The organism is Akkermansia muciniphila (assembly GCF_900184965.1).
GTDB classification, from domain to species: Bacteria; Verrucomicrobiota; Verrucomicrobiia; order Verrucomicrobiales; family Akkermansiaceae; genus Akkermansia; species Akkermansia muciniphila_A.
Genome location: NZ_FXYA01000214.1, coordinates 1 through 13,398 on the forward strand (window position 1 = coordinate 1; position 13,398 = coordinate 13,398).

Here is a 13,398-nt window from a genome sequence, read left to right on the forward strand (position 1 = left end):
GCGCGCCTACGGGGAGCTGACCAACCGCGAAGGGGTGGTGCTGTCGCGCGCGTGGTGCGAAGCGGTGGTGCAGAGGGGGATCAACTACGTGGATCCGGTGAACAGCCCGGAAACTCCTGCCCGGAAGGTCAACATGAAGAGCGGAGCGCTGGAGGATACGGAGCTGAGCGCCGTGAACAAGGCGTTTGGAAGAAAGTTCAATATCGTCTCCTTCCGCTGGCTGTCCCCGGAAGAAGTGTAGCAAAGGGAGCGCGTTCCCATTCCGTTTCACGCCGCTTTTCCTTTCCCGGGAAAGCGGCGCTTTTGCGTCCGGAGAGCGGGGGAAGATATCAGGGCTGGATGAACGAAAGACGATTTTTCTCTGTTCCGGGGATAGTGGAGATACTCCCGTTTAACAAAGATGCCTCCTTAGGGATTTTTATCTCCGACTTCCCTGTTTTTCGCTTGCTCCTTCACTTCCTTTCACAGGAGGTTTGAAGGGAAACTGCGGCTTATAAATCAGGCGGGGCGACGGCAGTCCCCCGTTCAGCGCACGGAGAGGCGGCGATTCCTGAAACAGAACCCGACGATAAAAGTAACCAGCGTTCCGATGGTCACGCGCCACGGAAAGGCTATTTCCGGGATATATTGTTGCCAGCCTGAGGGCAGGGGGATGAGTCCCGTCAGTAAAGCGATGACAAGACATCCTGCCGCCATGGCAATGATGTTTCCCGAATCGTTTCCTCTGGTGCGGGTCAGCATTCCCAACAGGAAGATGCCAAGCAGGGAGCCATAGGTGTAGCCGAAGATGCCCAGGGCTATTTGGATGATGCGGATTTCCGGGTGATGAACCACATACCATGCCGTGACGGAGCCCACGAGGATGAGCAGCAGGGAGAACCCGGCCGTCCCCCAGCGCACGCACCGGAGCAGCTGCCGTTCCGTGGCTTCCGGTTTGAATATTCCCTGGTACCAGTCCCTGGTGGCGGTAGTAGCCAGGGAGTTTAGAGCCGTGGAAAGGGACCCCATGGCCGTAGCCAGCAGGCCGGCGATCAGCAGCCCGCGGATGCCGTTGGGCAGTTCATGGATGATGAAGTAGGGGAACACATGCAGCTGCGGCGTGTCTGCGGGGAGGTTTGACGGGTTGTATTGGTAGAAGACATAGAGAAGAATGCCCGTGAAGAGGAAAACGATGACGATGGGGAAGTCCAGCAAGCCGGATACGATGACTGCACGCGTTCCCGCCCTGCTGTTTTTTGCCGCCAGCATGCGCTGCACCATGTCCTGGTCCGTGCCGTGCGTAGCCATGGTGATGAAGGTTGCTCCCAGGAAGGCTGCCCACACCGTGTATTCCTGGCCCAGCACGTGGGCGCATTGCTGGAGGAAGTCCAGCCCTTCTCCGGTTCCCCAGGAGAAGAATTTCCAGTCGTCCCCACCATTCATGGCGGCGGAGATGGAGCTCCACCCTCCGGGGATATGGGAAAACAGTACCCACAGGGCGGAGAGCATGGAGACTCCCAGCACGACGGCCTGAAGGACGTCCGTCCAGACGACGGCTTTCAATCCGCCGATCGCGGTGTAAATGGTCGTGGCGATGGAGATGGCAACCAGGGCGGCAATGTAGAGCAGGACAGTCTGGCTGGCGTCCGCCGTGGCGCCTGTCAGGAACTGGTAGGCGATGACCAGCAGAATGCCCGCGAAATAGAGCCTGGTTCCGCTGGCGAGCACCCGGCTGACCAGGAAGACCATGGAGGCCGTCCGCCGCGTCAGGAGCCCGAATCTTTTTTCCAGGTATTCATAGATGGAAACGACCTTGTAGTCATAGTAGGGCTTGAGAAAGAGCCTGCCGACGATGATGCGGCCCAGGATGGTGCCGATGCAGAGCTGGGCGTACGTGAAGTTGCGGGTATGGTATCCTTCCCCGGGAGCTCCCAGGAAGGTGGCCGCGCTGATTTCCGCCGCCAGGATAGAGGCCAGAATAGCCCACCAGGGCAGGGAACGGTTGCCCAGGGCATAGTCTGTCAGGGAGTTTTGCCTTCGTCCCGCATAGATGCCTATGCAGAAGATAGCCAGAAAGTAGATGACGATGACGAAAAGGTCCGTGAGCATGCCTGGAAAGAGAAGGCCTTTTCCGGAATGGAGATTCCGGAAAAGGCCCCGGGCTTGATGAAGGGATCAAGAGTGGCTCTTGTGTTCCAGCGCGGCTGAAACCAGACCGGAAAAGAGCGGGTGGGCCCGGTTGGGAGCAGACTGGAATTCCGGATGATACTGGCAGGCGATGAAGAAGGGATGTTCGGGAAGTTCCACGACTTCCACCAGTCCGTGTTCGTCATTGACGGCGCTGATGACCAGCCCTGCGTTTTCCAGTTCGTCGCGGTAGGCCGGGTTGAATTCGTACCGGTGGCGGTGGCGTTCCGTGACGCTGTCCTTGCCGTAGAGCTTGTGCGCCAGCGTTCCGGGCCGGATCAGGGCCTTGTAGGCGCCCAGGCGCATGGTGGCTCCCATGGCTTGGATGCCTTTTTGTTCTTCCTGGAGGCTGATGACGGGGTGGGTGGTTTTCTGGTCGAATTCCGTGGAGTTGGCGTCATCCATGCCGCAGATGTGGCGCGCGTATTCAATGACGGCCACCTGCATGCCCAGGCAAATGCCCAGGAACGGGATTCCTTTGGCGCGCGCGTATTCCACCGTCTGGATTTTCCCTTCAATGCCGCGGTCGCCAAAGCCGCCCGGCACCAGAATGCCGTCCACGGAGCCGATCATGGCCTCCGCGCCCTTTTCCTCAATTTCTTCCGCGTCTATCCGGAGAATTTCCACACGGGCGTCATTTTCCGCTCCGGCGTGAGTGAAGGATTCATAGATGGATTTGTAGGCGTCCTGGAGGGCGATGTATTTGCCTACCACGGCAATTTTTATGGAGTGGCTGGGGCTGATGACCCGGCCGACGTAACGCTGCCAGTCCGCCAGATTGGGCGCCGGAACGTCCAGCCCCAGGCGCCTGGTGACAATGCGGTCTATTTTATCCTGGCTGAGATCCAGGGGGCATTCGTAGATAGTGTTTTTGACGTCGCGGAAGGCAATGACGTTTTTGGCCTCCACGTTGCAGAACATGGCGATTTTGCGGCGTTCGTCTTCACTCATGTCGTATTCCGTCCGGCAGATAATCACGTCCGGCTGGATGCCGATTTCCCGGAGCTTGGCGACGGATTGCTGGGTGGGCTTCGTCTTCATTTCCCCGGCGGCCTTGATATAGGGGAGCAGGGTGACATGGATGAAGCAGACGTTGTCACGGCCCACTTCCAGAGCGAATTGGCGCAGGGCTTCCAGGAAGATGTGGCCTTCCATGTCCCCAACCGTGCCTCCGATTTCCGTGATGATGATGTCCACGTCTGATTTTTCCGTGACTTCATAGAGGCGGTTTTTGATTTCATCCGTAACATGCGGAATGTACTGAACCGTTTTTCCCAGATAGTCTCCCCGGCGTTCTTTCCGCAGCACGCTTTCAAAGACCTGGCCGGAGGTGAGGTTGTTGAGCCGGGAGAGGCTGCAATGAACGAAACGTTCGTAATGGCCCAGGTCCAGGTCCGTTTCCGCCCCGTCGTTCAGGACGTACACTTCCCCGTGCTGGAACGGGCTCATCGTTCCGGGGTCCACATTCAGGTAAGGGTCGAATTTTTGAAGGGTTACCTTGAGGCCGCAGCGTTCCAGCAGCGTGCCGATGGATGCCGCTGCCAGCCCTTTGCCGAGAGAGGAGACAACACCGCCTGTGACGAAGATGTATTTCATGATTTGGTTCCTAGTGTATGTTTAGTAAGATTTGTTCCACCTGTTGCGCCTGTTCCGGCGTATCCACGCCCACACTGACGTGGTCCGTCAGGATGACCCGGATTCTGGCCCCGTTTTCCAGTGCGCGCAGCTGTTCCAGGGATTCCGTTTGTTCCAGGGGAGTTGGTTCCCAGCGGACATAGTTTTCAAGGAAGTCGCGGCGGTAGGCGTAAATACCCAGATGGCGCAAGGGGGGCGCTACGCGGGGATGGCGGGCGTAGGGAATGACGGAACGGGAGAAGTACAGGGCGTCTCCGTTACAGGCCAGGGCTACTTTGACGATGTTCGGGTTGTCCAGGTCCTCCTGAGCGCTGATGGGGCAGGCGACGGTGGCCATGGAGAGGGCTTCGTCCGAGACCAGGGCATCCGCCAGCCTGTCAATCAGGGACGGGTCAATGAGAGGTTCGTCCCCCTGGATATTGACGACATGCGTGGCGGCAGGGAAGGAACGTACCGCTTCCGCCAGGCGGTCGCTGCCGCTGGGATGGTCCGGAGAGGTCATGATGGCCCTGGCCCCAAAGGATTCGGCGGCGTCAAAAATGCGCTGGTCGTCCGTGGCGATGGCGACGGCGTCCAGGCGGGAACAGCGGCAGACGCGTTCCCATACATGCTGAACAAGAGGTTTTCCTGCAATGAGGTGGAGGGGCTTGCCCGGAAATCTGGAGGAACCCCAGCGTGACGGAATGAGACCGATGATATGGTGGGAAGTATCTGCTGACATGGGAAAAGGAACCGCACCGAAAGGTAGCAACTCCCTTTGAATTAGTCCAGCCTCAAGCATCAGGAACGCCTGTTTTTCCCGGGGAAGGAAAGGGGAGGTCAGGCGGAAATGGATGCCGTTGCGGCGGCCTGCCGTTTTTCCTGCGTTCTCCGGATCATGAGCGGCATGTATTCCTTGCGGACATGGAGGGATACGTAGAGCCCCTCCCTCTTGGCGCAGGAGTAGAGTACTTTAATGATGCCCAGGGATATGATGTCCATCGCAATGGTGATGCTTTCACCAAAGATCAGGAAAAAAAAGATCGGTTTGGTGAAATAGACGGCGGAAACATACAGGATGCCGAGTTTGTATTGATGATTGCGGTAGATTTTACTGACGATCCATGCGTAGGTCATGCCAACGACGGACAGGATGAGGTACAGGGAAATCCCGATGTAGCCGAGCGTTTGAATCGTGGAAATGGGGCCGCTGTGCCACTGACCGTTCCATGCAAAGGCGCTTTGGTCTTTGCTCAGGTTGTAGGCTTCTTCATAGACATTGGCTTTCACGATGCTGATATCCCGTGAAAAGCCGTCTCCGAATATTTTGTCCTGAATAAAGTGTTCACGGTCATCCAGAGCCCAGCTCCACATCTCAAAACGCCAGTTGACGGAGTCTTCGGCGTTTGCCTTGGCTTGCGCGCTGACGTCCAGGAAAGGAACGGCTGAAAGCGTACGTTGGATGCCGAAAGGCAGGGAATGAAGCATTCCCGCAGAGGAGAGCAGCAAAAGCAGAAGCGCTCCGAAGAAGGGAACCAGAAGGCAGAAGAACCATCTTTTGTAGATCAGGGAGATGGTGAAGAACAGCAACACAACCTGGGCCATGGCGGAGCGGAATCCGCTTAACAGGATGCCGACGGTTCCAAGAAGAAGCAGCGCCCCCCACCAGGGACGCTTGATCATCTGCCACACGGAGTAGTTGATGATGAGCAGTTGCAGCGCCAGGATAGAAATTCTGAGGAAAGATGAGTTCCGGGAATCTTCGGAGAGCGTGTCTGGAGAGCCCGCGTTTGCGGCAAGATCCGCCCCGGCGCTGTCCGGTGAAAGGAGATTCCGGGCAGTTGAGATGAGGGTAAAAACGATGGTCAGGAAAACGGCCCATTGAAGCACTTTGCCCAGTTCATGGCTGGTTGTTTTTAGCGAGGACAGGCAGAGATAGGCCAGGAGGGCCTGGAGGAAAAGGATATATCCCTTGCCTCCGTAGTAGTCTTCCAGCACATCCAGCCCCAGAGCAAAGGGGTGGCTCAGGAAGATGTAGCCCACGTGCATGAACAGCACGAGAACGACAGCGTCCAGAACAGGAGCGGAATTCCACGTCAAATTTGAACGCCTGAGCATGGCGTTCCACAAGTAAAAAGGAAGGGTTATTCCGTAAGCAAGGAGAGGGGCGTAGTCCCTTAAAGAGGGGATGGGCAGGAAAAGAATGGGTATCAACATCCACAGATACCACACTTTCCCTTTCATCAGGAATAAGGCGGCCAGAACAAAAGGGGAGACAGCCAGAACGATGGAAAGGGGATCCCCGTCCGCCGACATGATGCCGCCTATGATGGCCAGAAGAATGGCAACGACTGAAACCAGTACAATTTTAAATAAGTTACCATTCATAGGGCTACCCGTTATTCCCGAATGAAAAACAGTGGCGGGAAAAAGAGATGGATGGTGGAGTATAGGGGATTCGAACCCCTGACCTTCTCATTGCGAACGAGACGCTCTACCAACTGAGCTAATACCCCGTGGGAAATACCGGAAAGAATTTAATTCATCCCGCGTTTGAAAGCAAGCGGAATTCGTCAGGAAAGGCAAATAAGAGGGATGTTGCCGCCTTTCCCCGTTGCATGCGGACGTTTCATGCCTGCCGGAAGCCGGCCGCTGGGAAGCCGTGTGCCCCCGGGAAATGTTCCGGATTAAGGGAAGGCGGGGGAGGGGGGCCGGTTTTTACGAAGGTCCGTTTGCCGGAATTGGAGCGTCAGCGGACCTGCTTGTTTTTGATGCGGTTTCTGAGATGGGCTTCTTCAAAAAGACCGTCCATGTACAATTCCACGGCTTGAGCTTTTCTGAGGCTCCGGGCTGCATTCCTAAGAGCCGGGAGCGCTTCTTCATAGGATGGCGTTTTCCCTTTTTTGACAGGGGATGCTTCCACAAGATGCCACCCCCACCGGCTTTTGAGAAGCGCCGGCTTGTTGTCCGGAACGTCTGCCAAAGCCAGACCCAGGGTTTCCTTTGCGCGGGCGGGGTTGATCCAGCCGAGTTCCCCGCCTGCGGGAGCGGAACGTTCGTCTTCACTGAATTCCCTGGCGAGCCGGGAGAAGGATTCTCCCGCCTCCAGCCGCGCCAGCAGCGTTTCCGCAGTTTGCCTGACCTGGGCTTCATCCCTGTGCAAGGTAGCCAGGAAGATGTGCCTGGTTTTCCGCAAATCAGGCGGGGTGAGCTGGTCCCGGATCAGATTGTAGCAGGTTTTCAGGTCTTCGCCGGACGGTTCCGCCGCCTGGGCGGTTGCCCGGTAGAGCTGTTCCGTCTGTTTGAGCCTGGCTGCTATTTTTTTTTGAAATTGTTCCTGCGTCAGTTTCTGGTCATGCAGGGTTTTCAGGTATTGTTCCGTGTTTCCGTCAAAACGGGACCGGATTTGTTCCACGGCGCGCGCCGCTTCCGCGTTGCGGTTGGGAAGCTGGAGGTCATTGACGCTGGTTTTCAGGCGCAGAAGGGAGGAGCCGATCAGGTCATATCTGGCCCGCGGAGCCAGATCGCCGGGGATGTCCGGTTCATGGGTAAGTTTGATCCCTCCGCCCATATCCAGCACGGGAGGCTGGCGCAGCAGTTTCAGTTCCGTAATCCTCCGGGAAAGCTGGTTGGCGGTGACAGGTTCTCCATACACTTCCGCTATCCGGGCGGAGGTGTCTCCTGGCGGCCCCGGCATCGGTTTCAGGTACGCGTCCATTCTGCCGGCCAAAAAGCCGTGCCAGACAAACAGGTCCCCCACCAGATAGAGCAGGAATGCTCCATAAATCACAAGCCTGAGCGTGAATTTTCCAGTGGGGGACATGGCAGGAGAAAGAGGGCAAAGAGCTTAGTTCCCGCCGCCGGCGTCTGCCAGACGGGCGGATTCCGGAGGAAGGAAGTTGCGGAATCTCTTCTTTTCAATGCACTTCATGTAGGCTTCTTCCGGGGAGACGATGCCCTGCTGGAGTTTCTGCCAGATGGCGTCATCCATGAATTGCATGCCCATGGCCTTGCCGCCGACGATGACGTCAGGGATTTTCTGCGTGGCGCCTTCACGGATGATGGCCGCCACGGCCGGCGTGGCAAAGAGAATTTCGTTGACGGCTACGCGTCCCGGTTTGTCGCTGCGCTTCATCAGGAGCTGCGCCACAACGCCGCGGAGGGAGCCCGCAAGCATGGTGCGCACCTGGGATTGCTGGTCAGACGGGAAGACGTCAATGATACGGTCAATGGTTTTGCTGGCGTTGTTCGTGTGCAGGGTGCCGAATACCAGAAGACCGGTTTCAGCCGCCGTGAGCGCCAGGGAGATGGTTTCCAGGTCACGCATTTCACCCACCAGCACGATGTCGGAGTCTTCACGAAGGGAAGCCCGGAGGCCGTCTGCGAAGGAAGGCGTCTGGAGAGGCACTTCCCTCTGGGTGACGATGGATTTTTTATTGGGATGGACGAATTCAATAGGTTCTTCCACGGTGATGATGTGCCGCGCCTGGTTGCTATTGATGTAGTCGATGATGGCGGCCAGCGTGGTGGATTTACCGGAGCCGGTGGGGCCCGTGACCAGCACAAGGCCGGATCTCATGTGGGCGAATTCCTTGACGACCGTAGGCACGCCCAGTTCTTCCAGCGTGGCTATTTTGGTGGGAATAAGACGGAAAACAGCCCCCAGGCCGTGCTGCTGCTTGAAATAGTTGCAGCGGAAACGGGATGTTTCATCCATTTCATAGGCAAAGTCCAGGTCCCCTTCTTCCAGATATTTCTGAAAGGCCTGGGGATCGCATATTTCCGCAAGGAGGTTTTTGAACGCCTGGCCTTCCAGGTTTTCGTCGGAAATGGCGGAGATGGTCCCGTTGACGCGGATTTTAGGAGGCTGGCCTTCGCTGAGGTGAAGGTCGGAGCCGCCCGCTTCTACGAGATATTTGAAGTATTGGTCGATGACTGCCATAACAGGAGTGTTTCAAAATTAAAGGTTACTTGATTCCCAGGAAGGATTTCATGATGGTTTTGTCTTCCGCGCGGAAGATGCAGTCTTCCGTGGTGATGAGGCCCGCCTGGTGCAGGGCCCGGAGCGAGTCGTCCATCAGGATCATGCCCTGGGCTTTCCCGGTCTGAATGCAGCCGGGAATCATGAATGTCTTGCCTTCGCGGATGCAGTTGGCGATGGCGGGCGTATTAACCAGCATTTCAATGGCCAGAGCGCGGCCGTTGCCGTCCGCTCTGGGAACCAGCTGCTGGGAGATGATGCCGCGCAGAGATTCGCTGACCATGATGCGGATCTGGTCGCGTTGCTCCACCGGGAAGACGTCCAGCACGCGGTCCACCGTACGGGCAGCGGAGCCCGTGTGCAGGGTGCCGAGCACCAGGTGGCCGGTTTCAGCCGCCGTGAGCGCCAGGGAGATGGTTTCCAGGTCGCGCATTTCCCCCACCATGATGACGTCAGGGTCTTCACGGAGGGCGCCGCGGAGCGCCCGGGCGAAGGATTCCGTGTGTTTATGCACTTCACGCTGGTTGACGTGGCAATTTTTGGAGGGAATCAGGTATTCGATGGGGTCTTCAAGCGTGATGATGTGGTCGTGGCGGTCCTGGTTGATGAAATCCACGATGGAGGCCAGCGTGGTGGATTTACCGGAACCTACGGAACCCGTGACTAAAATGAGGCCGTTGGTGTAGCGGGTGAGGGGCACCACGTATTCCGTCGGCAGGCCTATTTCCTCCATGGTGCGCACCCGCGTGTTGATGATGCGGAAGCAGATGTCATAACCCAGGCGCTGTTTAACCACGGATGCGCGGTAACGGCCAAAGTCATTGGCGTAGGCGAAGTCCACGTCCCCCCGTTGCTGAAGGCGGTTCCATTCCGGGTCTTCCAGAAAGCCCCTCGCCAGCACTTCCGTGTCCTGGGGCGTGAGATTGGGCGCTTCCTCCCAGATGGGGAGAAGCTGGCCGAACCGGCGCCAGGTGGGACGGCTGTTGACGGCAAGGTGGATATCGGAACAGTCGTAATCCTGTCCAAGTTTGAGATATCCGTCGACGTGGGGCAAAATGTATTCGCTCATGTTGTGAATGCAGCAAACTGATAAAGCTGCATACTAACGAAAACAGAGCTTTTTTGACCAGCAAAAAATATTCGGGAACCGATTTCTGTAAAAGCGGCTTCGCGCCGTTCCGCGACAGATGCAGAATTTTGAGAAAGGGGGCGTTGCGGAAGATCCGCGGACGTTTGTTTCCGGGTAAAAGGAAGGAGGATGACACAGGGGAGCGGCGCGGGAGATTGGCTTTTCCCTCCGGGCCTGGTTTGGCGTTCCCTGGAAGACAGGGAGGGGGGGACGGTTTTTCTTTAACGCCGCAGGGGAATGCCTCTGTTTTTTTGCGACGACGGCATTCCCGAACCTTTTTCAAGAGGCGGCAAAAAGCCGCTGTCTTAGCCGGAAAATCCTGTTATTTAAACAGGCTGAGGAATTTTTTGCCGGCCAGGCCGAGCCCCATTTTTTTCAGGGAAGGAAAAGCCAGGGTGATCAGGATTTCAACGATGAAACGGAAGATGGAGGAATGAACCCAGCTTCCGGAAGCGGGCGGCTGTGGGGAAGGGACCGGATTTCTTCTTTTTTTTCCCGTAAACATGCGGATAAGAAGAACGCCACCCACCGTACCGACAATAGAGCCGATCACAGGCAGGGACATGGCCTTTTTTTTCAATTTACGGAAGTGGTCGGCCTGCTGCTGCGTCTTTTGCACCAGGCTGTCCGCTTCATTAACGATATCCAGCCGGGAGGAAGCCACCCGCATCAGGAGTGCGAGCTTTTCTTGAGAGCCATTTGCAGACATGATAAATCCGTTTTAAGTTCTTCCGCCGTCGCAGGAGCGATAGGCGTTACATGGGTTCGGCTGAAAAGGATGAACGCCGCGGCGGCCGCCAGGAGATGAAGCCCCGTGGTGACGGCAAGCCCGGCGATGAATCCCCAGAAGTACGCCATGACCACGGTCAGCAGGCACCACAGAAAAAGATAGCCGAAGAAGGCCATGAAAGCCCCCATCAGGAGAAGGGCCGTTTTTTTGCCCAGCCGTTTGGACGCTTCCTTCAGTTCCAGTTTGAGCAGTGCGGCCAGGGCTTCCGCATGGGCCAGGGCTGCCGTCCCGGTTTCCCGGAGGGACCGGACCATGGCCATTCCTTCTTCCTTTTCCTCCACAAGGGGGGTGACGAAGGTTCGCTTGAGTTTGTCAATCAGTCCCATGGTTCGGTTTGATGAGGGGAGGACGCCATGCGCGCGGCGCGCATGGCGCGGAATGAAAGGAGAGGGTTAGCGACGGCGGATAAGCAGGCCGATGAGAAGGCCCACGCCCATGGCAATCAGCACGGACTGGGTGGGTTTTTCCTTCACGTATTCTTCACCCGCTTCGTGAAACTTCTTGGCCTTGTCACGGATGACTTCTCCCTTTTCCTGGGCGTAGTCGCAGATGGTGCTGGCCTGTTCCGTAGCCGCCTTGCGGATTTGATTTACTTTAGCCGCGGCGAAAGCCCTGGCCTGCTGGAATCTGGTGACGGCAAGCTCGCGGGCGGAAGGGCAGGAGCAGGAGGTGTCATTTGCTGCTGCGGTCGTTTCAAGTTCGGTTTGGTTGTCTTGCATGGTTGATTAGAGTATTAAGGGTTGGTTTCTGTTGAAAAACATGTCGGCTTACATGTTTTCGCCTCTCACATTGGAAATTATTTAGCACGCTTCCCACTATTGGCAAGTGTGTAAAGCGGCTTCACCCGGAATTGTGCGGCCTGTCAGCGGCGGCTTCCTGAAAAACCGCCGCGGGGGTCCGGTTTGACTTGGGGTTCGTTAGGATTCCGGTACCGCAGAATGCCGTAATCCCTTAGGTTACGGATGAATTCCTGAGCGTTGGCCCGGAAGCGCGCGTCGTACATGAGCAATCCCAGAAAGCCCTGGTTTTTACGTGCGTCAGCCGTGATGGAGGAGATTTGTTCAGATGCTTTCCTCAGAGCGGCCAGCGTAGGGGGGATTGCCTTGACGGCGGGATCCAGAGTGTTGAGTTTTTCTTCAGCTCCGGCAATGAGTTTGCGGGCATCCCGGACGGTGTCTTTCATGGCCGCGACCGAGGAGCGCGTTTCTTCCATGAGGCCGGGGAGCTGTTCTCCCGTCCGGTTTATTTGAGACAGTACGCTGCCGAGGTTTTGGAGGTTCTCCCGGTTCAGGATGCCCTCATTGATCAGCCTGGTCGTCTGGGCCAGCCCTTTGGCCGCCTCTCCGATATTGAGGATGGCGTCGTCAATGTTGTCCGAATTTTTCTCGATTTGCTTGAGGATTTTCAGGATTTCCTCTGTGGCGCCCACGGCATTGTTTTTGATTTTGCTGAAATCGCTCTCCGGCTGACCGATGATGGTGGCATGGGGAAGGATGTATTCATGCGTGGGCTGGGCCGGAGGGACGATATCAATGTATTTGTCGCCCAGGATGTTCTGCATGTCCACCCGGAAGACGGACCCTTGCTGGATTTTCACGTCGCTCTGGATGCTGGCTTCTAGCATGACTTCATTGCCGGAAGGCAGGAGTTCAGGGGCTTTGGTGACTTTCCCCACCGTGACGCCGCCCAGGCGGATTTGGGAATCCTTGATGAGCCCCGCCGCATCTTTGAAAATGATGTTGATGGGGTAGGTTTGCTCTTTGGATGTTTTGATGTTGCCGAATCCCAGGATGACTCCGATAATCATCAGGATTCCGGCGATCAGAAAGAGGCCTACCCATGTTTCCGGTTTAAGTTTCTGTTTCATGGCTCTGTGGCAAGATGGTTATTGTTTGCGTTCCCGTTCCGCCCGTTCCAGCAGAACCCGTTGGAAATTTTCATTTTTGCCGGACAGGGCAGCCCAGTTTTCCCCGGAGTCCCCATACAGGAACTTTTGCAGGATTTCGTCTTTGGAGTGCAGCAGTTCTTCCGGAGTTCCCGTCCAGTAAACCTCACCGTTTCTGAGATAGACGATTTTGTCCGCGATGCGGATCACGCTGGGCATGTCATGGGAGACAATGACGGTGGTGATGCCTTTGTCCTTGCAGATCCGCCGGATGAGGAAGCTGATGCTGTCCGTGACGATGGGGTCCAGGCCCGCGGTGGGTTCGTCATAGAGCAGGCATTCCGGAGTGGTAATGATTGCCCTGGCTACGGCGACGCGCTTGATCATGCCGCCGGAGAGGCTGGCCGGCATTTTTTCCTGCTGTCCCAGCAGCCCTACGGAGTCCAAAGCGGCTGAGATGCGGGTGTCCAGTTCGTTTTCATCCCTGATCCCCGCCTCCTGCAGAGGGAAAGCTACGTTTTCTCCCACGCTTAGGGAGTCGAATAAGGCCCCCTGCTGGAACATGAATCCGATTTTGCTGCGGATTTGCTTTTTGATTTTTTCCGGCGCGCCGCTGATGCGCCTGCCGTCTATTTCCACATAACCGTCCAAGGGTTCCATCAGGCCGTCCAGATGTTTCAGAATGACGCTTTTCCCGGCTCCGGAGCCCCCTATTAAAGCCATCAGTTCTCCTTTGCCCACGTCAAAGCTTACGCCTTTCAGCACTTCCTGGGTGCCGAAGCTTTGTCTGAGCTGGTGGACGCGGATGAATGGCTGCATGGCGGCGGGGAAAG

The 13,398-nt window shown here is 56.7% G+C and carries 13 protein-coding genes and 1 tRNA gene; 1 reads left to right on the forward strand and 13 read right to left on the reverse strand.

The window, feature by feature from the left end; all coding sequences use genetic code 11:
* The coding region (locus CI070_RS09890; RefSeq protein WP_143245528.1) for a hypothetical protein at positions 1-241 on the forward strand (241 nt) is incomplete at its 5' end.
* A 284-nt stretch (positions 242-525) separates the two neighbouring features.
* Here CI070_RS09890 and CI070_RS09895 read toward each other — a convergent pair.
* The 13 genes from CI070_RS09895 to CI070_RS09955 form a co-directional block, all read right to left on the reverse strand.
* Positions 526-2,088 carry a sodium:solute symporter gene (locus CI070_RS09895; protein WP_094135589.1) on the reverse strand — a complete coding sequence of 521 codons (1,563 nt, stop codon included), beginning with the start codon at positions 2,086-2,088 and terminating at the stop codon, positions 526-528.
* Between the two features lie 66 nt (positions 2,089-2,154).
* The gene (locus CI070_RS09900) at positions 2,155-3,762 is read right to left on the reverse strand and encodes a CTP synthase (RefSeq protein WP_094135591.1); all 1,608 of its coding nucleotides are present in this window, start codon (positions 3,760-3,762) and stop codon (positions 2,155-2,157) included.
* A gap of 10 nt (positions 3,763-3,772) precedes the next feature.
* Positions 3,773-4,522, reverse strand: coding sequence for a 3-deoxy-manno-octulosonate cytidylyltransferase (gene kdsB, locus CI070_RS09905; RefSeq protein ID WP_094135593.1), 750 nt, complete (start codon positions 4,520-4,522; stop codon positions 3,773-3,775).
* Between the two features lie 98 nt (positions 4,523-4,620).
* A complete protein-coding gene (locus tag CI070_RS09910; protein ID WP_094135595.1) occupies positions 4,621-6,168 on the reverse strand; it encodes an O-antigen ligase family protein in 1,548 nt (515 codons plus the stop codon).
* Positions 6,169-6,220: 52 nt separating this feature from the next.
* Positions 6,221-6,296 (reverse strand) — tRNA-Ala (locus CI070_RS09915).
* 233 nt (positions 6,297-6,529) lie between these two features.
* Positions 6,530-7,603, reverse strand: coding sequence for a peptidylprolyl isomerase (locus CI070_RS09920; RefSeq protein WP_094135597.1), 1,074 nt, complete (start codon positions 7,601-7,603; stop codon positions 6,530-6,532).
* 24 nt (positions 7,604-7,627) lie between these two features.
* Positions 7,628-8,722 carry a type IV pilus twitching motility protein PilT gene (locus tag CI070_RS09925; protein WP_094135599.1) on the reverse strand — a complete coding sequence of 365 codons (1,095 nt, stop codon included), beginning with the start codon at positions 8,720-8,722 and terminating at the stop codon, positions 7,628-7,630.
* 25 nt (positions 8,723-8,747) lie between these two features.
* A complete protein-coding gene (locus CI070_RS09930; protein ID WP_012419224.1) occupies positions 8,748-9,830 on the reverse strand; it encodes a type IV pilus twitching motility protein PilT in 1,083 nt (360 codons plus the stop codon).
* A 382-nt stretch (positions 9,831-10,212) separates the two neighbouring features.
* A complete protein-coding gene (locus CI070_RS09935; protein WP_143245529.1) occupies positions 10,213-10,599 on the reverse strand; it encodes a hypothetical protein in 387 nt (128 codons plus the stop codon).
* A complete protein-coding gene (locus tag CI070_RS09940; RefSeq protein ID WP_094135602.1) occupies positions 10,560-11,006 on the reverse strand; it encodes a phage holin family protein in 447 nt (148 codons plus the stop codon). Before CI070_RS09940 ends, CI070_RS09935 begins: the two co-directional genes overlap by 40 nt.
* Before the next feature lie 66 nt (positions 11,007-11,072).
* Positions 11,073-11,399 (reverse strand): DUF883 family protein, encoded by a 327-nt coding sequence (locus tag CI070_RS09945; protein WP_012419221.1) that lies wholly within the window; start codon positions 11,397-11,399, stop codon positions 11,073-11,075.
* Between the two features lie 143 nt (positions 11,400-11,542).
* On the reverse strand, positions 11,543-12,547 hold the full coding sequence (locus CI070_RS09950; RefSeq protein ID WP_094135604.1) for an MlaD family protein: 1,005 nt from the start codon (positions 12,545-12,547) through the stop codon (positions 11,543-11,545).
* Between the two features lie 18 nt (positions 12,548-12,565).
* A complete protein-coding gene (locus CI070_RS09955) occupies positions 12,566-13,384 on the reverse strand; it encodes an ABC transporter ATP-binding protein (RefSeq protein ID WP_094135606.1) in 819 nt (272 codons plus the stop codon).
* Positions 13,385-13,398 lie beyond the last annotated feature (14 nt).

Excerpts from the sequence above, each read along its gene's own strand:
- CI070_RS09895 (WP_094135589.1), bottom strand. The coding sequence starts at position 2,088 with ATGCTCACGGACCTTTTCGTCATCGTCATCTACTTTCTGGCTATCTTC.
- CI070_RS09900 (WP_094135591.1), bottom strand. The coding sequence starts at position 3,762 with ATGAAATACATCTTCGTCACAGGCGGTGTTGTCTCCTCTCTCGGCAAA.
- kdsB (WP_094135593.1), bottom strand. The coding sequence starts at position 4,522 with ATGTCAGCAGATACTTCCCACCATATCATCGGTCTCATTCCGTCACGC.
- CI070_RS09910 (WP_094135595.1), bottom strand. The coding sequence starts at position 6,168 with ATGAATGGTAACTTATTTAAAATTGTACTGGTTTCAGTCGTTGCCATT.
- CI070_RS09920 (WP_094135597.1), bottom strand. The coding sequence starts at position 7,603 with ATGTCCCCCACTGGAAAATTCACGCTCAGGCTTGTGATTTATGGAGCA.
- CI070_RS09925 (WP_094135599.1), bottom strand. The coding sequence starts at position 8,722 with ATGGCAGTCATCGACCAATACTTCAAATATCTCGTAGAAGCGGGCGGC.
- CI070_RS09930 (WP_012419224.1), bottom strand. The coding sequence starts at position 9,830 with ATGAGCGAATACATTTTGCCCCACGTCGACGGATATCTCAAACTTGGA.
- CI070_RS09935 (WP_143245529.1), bottom strand. The coding sequence starts at position 10,599 with ATGTCTGCAAATGGCTCTCAAGAAAAGCTCGCACTCCTGATGCGGGTG.
- CI070_RS09940 (WP_094135602.1), bottom strand. The coding sequence starts at position 11,006 with ATGGGACTGATTGACAAACTCAAGCGAACCTTCGTCACCCCCCTTGTG.
- CI070_RS09945 (WP_012419221.1), bottom strand. The coding sequence starts at position 11,399 with ATGCAAGACAACCAAACCGAACTTGAAACGACCGCAGCAGCAAATGAC.
- CI070_RS09950 (WP_094135604.1), bottom strand. The coding sequence starts at position 12,547 with ATGAAACAGAAACTTAAACCGGAAACATGGGTAGGCCTCTTTCTGATC.
- CI070_RS09955 (WP_094135606.1), bottom strand. The coding sequence starts at position 13,384 with ATGCAGCCATTCATCCGCGTCCACCAGCTCAGACAAAGCTTCGGCACC.